Genomic DNA, 8,119 nt, shown 5'->3' with positions numbered 1-8,119 from the left:
ACAACGTGCTGATCGGCGAGGACGACAAGATCAAGGCGATCCTCGACTGGGAGATGTCCACCCTCGGCGACCCGCTCACCGACCTGGGCCTGCTGGTGATGTACAGCATCCCGCTGGACCTCCCCAACTCCCCCATTTTCACGACCGCTTCGGCCCCCGGCCACCCAACACCCGCCGAGCTGATCGAGCGCTACGCCACCCGCTCGGGCCGCGACGTCTCGGCGGTCTCCTGGTACACGGCGTTCGCGTGGTTCAAGCTCGCCGTGATCCTGGAGGGCATCCACTACCGCTACACCCTGGGCCAGACGGTCGGCCGCGGCTTCGACCGCATCGGCGAGCTGGTTCCCGTCTTCATCGAGCACGGCCTGACCACCCTTCAGGAGGGCTGATCCAGCATGGACTTCGCGTTCGACGCACACACCGAGGAACTGCGCGCCAAGCTCCTGGCCTTCATGGACGAGTACGTCTACCCGGCCGAGCCCGTCGCCGAGGAACAGCGCGCCCAGCTCGCCTCGCCCTGGGACACCCCTGCGATCGTAGGGGAGTTGAAGGCCGAGGCCCGCAGGCAGGGCCTGTGGAACCTCTTCCTCCCGGACTCCGAGTACGGCGCCGGTCTCACCAACCTCCAGTACGCACCCCTCGCCGAAATCACCGGCCGCTCCCCCCACTTGGCGCCCACCGCGCTGAACTGCGCGGCGCCGGACACCGGCAACATGGAAGTCCTCCACCAGTTCGGAGACGAGCGGCAGAGGAAACAATGGCTGGAGCCGCTGCTGGCAGGTGAGATCCGCTCGGCGTTCGCGATGACGGAGCCAGAGGTGGCCTCGTCCGACGCCACGAACATCACCACCCTCATCGAGCGAGCCTCCGACGGCACAGGCGACTACGTCATCACGGGCCGCAAGTGGTACATCTCCGGGGCGATGAACCCGGACTGCAAGATCTTCATCGTGATGGGCAAGACGGACCCGGACGGCGCCGACATCCGCCGCCAGCAGTCCATGATCCTGGTCCCGCGCGACACCCCGGGCGTCACGGTCAAGCGCGCGATGCAGGTCTTCGGCTACGAGGACCACTCCCACGGCGGCCACGCCGAGGTCGTCTTCGACCACGCGCGCGTGCCGGCGACGAACCTGATCGGCGAGGAGGGCGGCGGCTTCGCCATCGCCCAGGCGCGGCTCGGCCCGGGCCGTATCCACCACTGCATGCGGCTGATCGGCATGGCCGAGCGGGCGATCGAGCTGATGTGCCAACGCGCCGTCTCCCGCGTCGCGTTCGGCAAGGCACTGGCCCAACAGGGTGTCGTCCACAACTGGATCGCGGACGCGCGGGTCGCCGTCGAGCAACTGCGGCTGCTGGTCCTGAAGACGGCCTGGATGATGGACACGGTCGGCAACAGGGGTGCCCACGCGGAGATCCAGGCCATCAAGATCGCCACGCCCCGCACGGTCGTCGGCATCCTCGACCGCGCGATCCAGCTGCACGGCGCGGGCGGTGTGAGCCAGGACTTCCCGCTGGCCGAGCTGTACGCCAGCGCCCGCACCCTGATGCTGGCCGACGGCCCGGACGAGGTGCACCAACGGTCGCTGGCGCGCCGGGAGTTGAAGAAGTACCTGTAGCACCACGCGGGGCTGGAAGGGTGGTCGCACCCCTCCAGCCCCGTTCCCCCGAGGTGGGTGGTCAGTTGGGCGTGCTCGCCTTCAGCGTCCAGCCCTGGCGGCAGGTGTGGCCGAAGGTGCCGATGTCGCAGCCCTCGACGGTGAAGACGTAGGCGCCGGTGTTCCGCTCCAGCACCCGGATCCGGCCGGCCGTCCCGCCGCCGAACTCCCGCTGGGTGCCCCCGGGGTCGGAGGCGCTCGTCCAGCGGACCAGGAACCTGTCGTAGCGGTGCTCCGGGGCCGTGGTGCCCCAGTTGAAGTAGGCGTAGCCGCGGTCCTCCCACGCGGCGACGACCATGTTCGAGCCCTGGCGCGGTGACCAGGTGGCGGTGCCGTAGGTGAAGTACTGGCGCTTCCCGGCGTACACGTTGCCCAAGTAGACGTCCCTGGTGCCGCTGGTCGGGCAGCCCAGCCAGCCACTGGCTCCGCCGAGCGCGTTCCAACGCTGGTTGATGTGGGACTCGTTGACCGGGATGGAGCACGCGGCCCGGGCGGGTGTCTGCGCCGCGGCCGGCACCACAGACGTCCCGCCGAGAGCGAGCAGGGAGCCCAGGACAACGCCCGTCAGGCGCCGCTTCGTTGACAGCATGGTGTTTCCCCCGTTGGTTCCTGCGTTGGTTCCTGTCGGTCGGCCCGGCGGTGTGCCCGCCGTTCCGCTGCTACGAGCATCACGTCGACGGGTGCCGGGAGTTGAGAGGAAGCCCCCGGGCAACGCCGGGGACTTCTCCCGGGTGGACCGGGACGCGTTCCCGGGACACCCGGGCTCCGCGCCCCCACGATGGGACGCATGGACGACCGCGACGGGCGCACCCGGCGACGCACGGCGACGGCGTACGTGCTGCTGGGGCTGGCGGCACTCCAAGTGGCCGTCGGGGCAGTCGCGTTGGCGGCGGCCGGGGTCCCCGCAGCCGACGTGGTCCGCTACGACATGGTCGTCGACATGGCGGTCGGTCTCGCCTACCCCGTGTGCGGCACGGTGATCGCACTGCACCGGCCGCGCAATCCCATCGGCTGGCTGCTGATCGCGTACGGGCTGGGTCACGCGTTCACGGGTCTGTCGATCGGACTGGCCGTGCAGGGGCTACGGCTGGGCTGGTCCCCCGAGTTGCTGCACGCGCTCACCACCATCGGCCGCCACACCTGGATCGTCGGCAGCTCCACGGCGTTCGTCCTCGTGTTCTTCCTGTTCCCCGACGGCCGGCTGCCCGACCGCCGCTGGCGCTGGGCCCTGGTCGCCCAACTCCTGTCCTCCCCGCTCGACTTCGCCATCTGGGCACGGGACGACTGGGGGCTGTACCGCGGCACGCCGGCCCAGCCGTCGTACCTCCCGGTGCCGCACGGCTGGATGCCCGCCCTGCGCGACATCGAGACCGCCAAGGCATGCCTGGTGCTGGCCGCCGTGTTCGCGGTCATGTCCGTCCGCTATCGGCGCGGCGGCGAACAGGACCGCCGCCGACTCCTGTGGCTGATCGCCGGGATGCTGCCGCTGGCGTTGAGCGTGGCCCTGCAGATCCTGGGCTTCCCCGCGGTCTACACCTCGTGCTGCACCCTGTTCCTGCCGACCGCCATCATGATCGCCGTCGTCCGCGAGGAGTTGCTCGACATCCGCCTCGTCGTCTCCCGCAGCCTGCTCTACGGCGCGCTCACGGTCGGCGTGGCCATCACCTACGTCGGTCTCGTCACCTCCGTCCAGGCCCTCCTCAACCCCGACCCCGCGCTGCTCGGACCGGCGCTGATCGCCGTCACCCTCGCCCTCGGCTTCGAACCCGCCCGCCGCCTGCTCCAACGCATGGTCGACAACGCCCTGTACGGCGACCGGCACGACCCGGTGCGCGCGGTCTCCCGCATCGGCGAACGGCTGGCCGGCACCGGCGTCGGCGCGGTCCCGGAGGCGGTGGGCGAGGCACTGCGGCTGCCGTACGTGTGCGTGGAGTCGAAGTCCGGGGTGACGGACGGGAGTTGGGGCGAGCCGGGGGAACACATCCACGCCATACCGCTCGACTACGACGGCCGCACGGTCGGCGCGCTGGTGATCGGCCTGCGCCCCGGCGAACAGCAGCCCGCCACCCCCGACTTGGCCGTCCTGGAACTCCTCGCCGTACCCCTGGCCGCCGCACTCCACGCGACCGACCTCACCCGCCAACTCCAGCAGTCCCGCGAACGGATCGTCGCCGCACGCGAGGAGGAACGCCGCCGGATCCGCCGCGACCTGCACGACGGACTCGGCCCCACCCTCGCCGGAGCCGCCTTCCAGGCGGACGCCGTACGCAATCTGCTGACCTTCGATCCGGACCGGGCGGCGGCGCTGCTCACCGAGTTGCGGTCCGAGGTCGGGGGCGCGGTCGCGGAGGTGCGCCGGCTGGTGGATGGTCTACGGCCGCCGGATCTGGACCAGTTGGGGCTGTTGGGCGCGTTGCGCGAGCGTGCGGTACGGCTGTCCTGGCGGGCGGACGGCACCCCGATCGACGTACGGGTCCGGGCGCCGGAGCGGCTGCCGGCGCTGCCCGCCGCCGTCGAGGTGGCCGCGTACCGCATCGCGATCGAGGCGTTGACCAACGCGGCCCGGCACGCCCGGGCCTCCCACGTGGACCTGCACATCGAGATCGGCGAGGGGCTGCGCCTGGAGGTGTGCGACGACGGTTCGCCGGTGGACGAGGAGACCGCGTGGACGCCGGGCGTGGGCATCACGTCGATGCAGGAGCGCGCGGCGGAGCTGGGCGGCCGGTGTGTGGCGGGTCAGGGGCGGGTGGTGGCGACGCTGCCGTTGGGAGAGATGTGATGGGGCTGCAACCTGAGGGTGAGGACGGCGGGGACGCCCTCCGGGTCGTACTCGCCGACGATCACCCGGTGGTCCGTACCGGGCTGGCCGCGCTCCTGGAGTCCGTGCGGGACGGCACCCCGCGCGTGCGGGTCGTCGGGGTCGCCGCGAGCGGGCGGGAGGCGGTACGGGCGGCGGTGACCCTGCGCCCGCACGTGGTGGTGATGGACATCCGGATGCCCGATCTGAACGGCATCGAGGCGACCCGGGAGATCGGCCGGGTGGCGCCCCTGGTCGCCGTGCTGATGCTCACCATGGTCGAGGAGGACGACTCGGTGTTCGCAGCGATGCGGGCGGGCGCCCTGGGCTATGTCCTCAAGGGCGCGGGCCAGGACGAGATCGTCCGGGCGATCCGGGCGGTGGCCGCGGGTGAGGCCATCTTCGGCCCCGGTGTCGCGAGGCGGGTGCTCGGCCACCTCAGCAGACCCCTGGACCGCCCCGATCCGTGCCCGGCGCTCACCCCGCGCGAACGGGACGTACTCGCCCTGATCGCCGACGGGAAGCCCAACTCGACGGTGGCCACCCACCTCGGCCTGTCCCCGAAGACGGTCAGCAACCACATGTCCGCGGTCCTGGCCAAGCTGGGCGTCACCGACCGCGCGCAGGCGGCGGCCTGGGCCCGGGAGGCGGGGCTCATCCACCCACCGGACGCGTGAGGGCGTATCAGGGGCGCAGCGCCCGCATCAGCAGGTCCGCCAGGTGGTCGGCGACCTCCTGGGGCGTGAGGGGGCCGCCTGGGCGGTACCAGGTCGACAGGTGGTGGACCGAGCCGAAGTGGTAGTCGACGACGAGGTCGGCCGGAGTCGCCGTGGAGAAGACGCCCGCGCGCTGGCCCTCCTCGACGAGCCCGCGGAAGCGCTCGTGGTAGCGCCGGCGCTCGGCGCGCACCTGTTTGTTCTTCTCCGGGCTGAGGTGGTGCATGGACCGGAAGAAGATCGACGCGTCGTCGAGGTTGTCGATCGTCGTCACGACGACGTCCGCGGCGGCGGCCCGCAGCCGCTTCTCGATCGGCTCGTCGGCGGTCGCGAACACCTCCAGGCGTTCCTGCTGGACGCGCAGCACGCGCGCGTACACCTCGTGCAGGAGGTCGTCCTTGGAGCCGAAGTAGTGGTACAGCGCCCCCTTGGTGACGCCCGCGGCCTCGACGATCTCCTGCACCGAGGTGCGGTCGTAGCCCTGCTCGGCGAACAGCCTGGTGGCGGCGGCGAGGAGCCGCTGCGGGACAGGGGCCCCGTCTCCGTCGGTCGTCCTGGGCACTGCCGCCACCTGCCTTTTCTGACTGTTCACTCGCTGTCGTGCGACCGGGAACGCAGTTCCCGCCGGAGGATCTTCCCACTTGCCGTCTTCGGCAGGTCGGGCAGGATCTCCACCTGGCGGGGGTATTTGTAGGCGGCCAGTCTCTCCTTGCAGTACACGGCGAATTCATCGGGGTCGGTTTCGGCGCCCGGACGGAGACTGATGTACGCCTTGACGGTCTCGCCCCGGTACCCGTCGGGCACCCCGACGACGGCCGCCTCGCGCACCGCCGGATGGGTGTACAGCACGTCCTCGACCTCACGCGGCCACACCTTGAAGCCGGACGCGTTGATCATGTCCTTCTTGCGGTCGACGACGTACAGCCAGCCCTGCGGGTCCATGAACCCGATGTCACCGGTGCGCAGCTCGCCGTCCGGGAAGGTCTCGGCGGTGGCGTCGGGCCGCCGCCAGTACCCGGGCACGACCTGCGGCCCGCGTACGAGGATCTCGCCCTGCTCGCCGAAGGGCACCTCCTCGCCCTGGTCGTCGACGATCCGTACGACGGTGTTCGGCCCCGGCGCGCCGACGGCCAGCGTCCCGGAGACCGGGTCGACGGGCGCTTCCAGGTCCTGCGGCACGGACGCGCAGGGCGCGGTGCACTCGGTGAGGCCGTAGCCGTTGCGGATGTACGGGCCGAAGCCCGCCCGGAACTTCTCCACCAGGGCGGGCGGCAGGGGCGCGCCGCCGGAGGAGATGTTCACGAAGGACGAGAAGTGGTCGGGTGTGACCGCCGGGTGCGCGGCCAGCGCCATGAAGGCCGTCGAGGGCCCGACGGTGTAGGCGGGCCGGTGTTCGGCGAACGCGTCGAGGACGACGCCCGACTCGAAGCGGTACGCGAGGACGAGCAGGCCCGCGCTGTTGAGGCACGCGGCGAGTTCGCAGACCATCCCGGTGATGTGGAACAGCGGAGCCATCGCGAAGTAGACGGGGGCTTCGGGCAGCCGCAGGCCTGTCCGCTGCCGTTCCGCGTTGCTCATGATGTTGCCGTGGGTATTGGTGGCCCCCTTGGGGGCGCCGCTGGTACCCGAGGTGTAGCTGATGAGCGCGATGTCGGACGGACCGAGGTCACGGCCCTCGGGCGCCGGGTTCCCCTGCCGGGCGACGGCCACCAGGTCCTCGGCGTCCTCCGGCTGCGGGAGCCGCTCGAAGGTGAGCACGCGCGCGTCGTTGCGGGTTTGGAAATCCAACTCGCAGCCGGTGAGCACGATCGGCACCGGCGAGCCGCTCTCCGCGACCGAGGCGACCGTTTCGCGCAGATACGACTCCCAGGCGCGGTCGGAGCAGATCAGCGCGGTCACCTCGCCGTCCCGCAGGACATGGGTGACCTCCCCCGACTTGTACATCGGGTTGACGGGGACGACGATCGCGCCGGCCTTCCAGGCGCCGAGCAGCGCGAGCACGAAGTGCGGCGAGTTCTGCAGCAGGATCGCCACCCGGTCGCCGCGCTCCAGGCCGCGGGCTGCGAGATGCCCGGCGACGGAGTCGCTCAGCTCGTCGACCTCGCGGTAGCTGAGCCGCCCGTCGAAGTAGGCGAGCGCGCTGCGGTCCGGGTGCTCCGCGGTGACCGCGCGGAACGCGTGCACCAGGGAGTCGGGAGGGCTGATCGGGGCCTTCTGCGCCTCGTTGAGCAGCCCCAGCCAGGGCTTGGCGGCATACAGGGAGTCGGTCACTCTCCGGCCTCCCACTTCTGCTGGATGTGGTTCATGGTGGTCAGCCAGCGATCGGGTTCCGCGGCCCGGGTCTGGTAGTAACCCGCGACCTCAGGATGCGGCAGGATCAGGAACCGCTCCTCCTCGATCCCCTTCATCAGAGCATCGGCGACGACGTCGGGCTCAATGGCTGTCGGCTGAAGCACCAGGTCACCCGCGCTGCCGGTGGCGGCCAGCATGTCAGTACGCACACCTTGCGGACAGATCGCGTGGACCTTGATCCCCCGGTGCCGATACGTCAGCGACAGCCACTCGGCGAAGGCGTACGCACCGTGCTTGGTGACGCTGTAGGGCGCGGCCCCGATCATGGTGAGCAGCCCGGCCGCCGACACGGTGGACACGAATCGCCCGTCACCTCGCTCCAGCCACCCCGGGATCAACGCCTCGGCGGCCCGCACATGAGCCATGACGTTCACGTCCCAGGCCAGCGCCCAGACGTCCTCCCCTGCCGCTTCCGACCCACAAGAGCCGACCCCGGCGTTGGCGCAGTAGATGTCGACGCTCCCACCAAGCGCGTCCCGGGCTTCCCCCACAACGGCGGAGGCATCCCCGGGCACGGCGATCGCCCCGATCTCATCGGCGACGGCTTTCGCACGGTCGGCATCAAGGTCGTTCACCACGACCCGGGCCCCTTCGGC

General features: G+C 71.0%; 8 protein-coding genes. 4 read left to right on the top strand and 4 right to left on the bottom strand.

Features of this window, described 5'->3' with window-relative positions:
• Positions 1 to 389: phosphotransferase (locus tag AC31A1_RS41490; protein WP_489658259.1), on the top strand; the 389-nt coding region annotated here is incomplete at its 5' end.
• Between the two features lie 6 nt (positions 390 to 395).
• Positions 396 to 1,619, top strand: a complete 1,224-nt coding sequence (locus AC31A1_RS41485; RefSeq protein WP_489658258.1) for an acyl-CoA dehydrogenase family protein — start codon at positions 396 to 398, stop codon at positions 1,617 to 1,619.
• 61 nt (positions 1,620 to 1,680) lie between these two features.
• Here AC31A1_RS41485 and AC31A1_RS41480 read toward each other — a convergent pair whose 3' ends face one another.
• Positions 1,681 to 2,247, bottom strand: coding sequence for an LGFP repeat-containing protein (locus AC31A1_RS41480; RefSeq protein WP_489658257.1), 567 nt, complete (start codon positions 2,245 to 2,247; stop codon positions 1,681 to 1,683).
• Between the two features lie 198 nt (positions 2,248 to 2,445).
• On the opposite strand from AC31A1_RS41480, the gene AC31A1_RS41475 reads away from it, so the two are divergent.
• Together AC31A1_RS41475 and AC31A1_RS41470 are read left to right on the top strand one after the other, a co-directional pair.
• Positions 2,446 to 4,437, top strand: a complete 1,992-nt coding sequence (locus AC31A1_RS41475) for a sensor histidine kinase (protein WP_489658256.1) — start codon at positions 2,446 to 2,448, stop codon at positions 4,435 to 4,437.
• Entirely contained in the window at positions 4,437 to 5,132 is a 696-nt protein-coding gene (locus AC31A1_RS41470; protein WP_489658255.1) for a response regulator, read from the top strand. Before AC31A1_RS41475 ends, AC31A1_RS41470 begins: the two co-directional genes overlap by 1 nt.
• A gap of 7 nt (positions 5,133 to 5,139) precedes the next feature.
• Here the strand turns inward: AC31A1_RS41470 and AC31A1_RS41465 are convergent, their stop codons facing one another.
• From AC31A1_RS41465 to AC31A1_RS41455, 3 genes are all read right to left on the bottom strand, one after another.
• On the bottom strand, positions 5,140 to 5,733 hold the full coding sequence (locus tag AC31A1_RS41465; RefSeq protein ID WP_033283667.1) for a TetR/AcrR family transcriptional regulator: 594 nt from the start codon (positions 5,731 to 5,733) through the stop codon (positions 5,140 to 5,142).
• 26 nt (positions 5,734 to 5,759) lie between these two features.
• A complete protein-coding gene (locus tag AC31A1_RS41460) occupies positions 5,760 to 7,442 on the bottom strand; it encodes a class I adenylate-forming enzyme family protein (protein ID WP_489658254.1) in 1,683 nt (560 codons plus the stop codon).
• A partial coding sequence (locus AC31A1_RS41455; protein ID WP_489658253.1) for an SDR family oxidoreductase occupies positions 7,439 to 8,119 on the bottom strand: 681 nt, incomplete at its 5' end. The genes AC31A1_RS41455 and AC31A1_RS41460, both read right to left, overlap by 4 nt.

Source organism: Streptomyces sp. P5F9 (assembly GCF_057961495.1).
This window is presented reverse-complemented; position numbering and strand designations above follow the sequence as displayed.

Bases quoted from the DNA above. Each gene is read 5' to 3' on its own strand.
- AC31A1_RS41485 (WP_489658258.1), top strand. From the start codon at position 396: ATGGACTTCGCGTTCGACGCACACACCGAGGAACTGCGCGCCAAGCTC.
- AC31A1_RS41480 (WP_489658257.1), bottom strand. From the start codon at position 2,247: ATGCTGTCAACGAAGCGGCGCCTGACGGGCGTTGTCCTGGGCTCCCTG.
- AC31A1_RS41475 (WP_489658256.1), top strand. From the start codon at position 2,446: ATGGACGACCGCGACGGGCGCACCCGGCGACGCACGGCGACGGCGTAC.
- AC31A1_RS41470 (WP_489658255.1), top strand. From the start codon at position 4,437: ATGGGGCTGCAACCTGAGGGTGAGGACGGCGGGGACGCCCTCCGGGTC.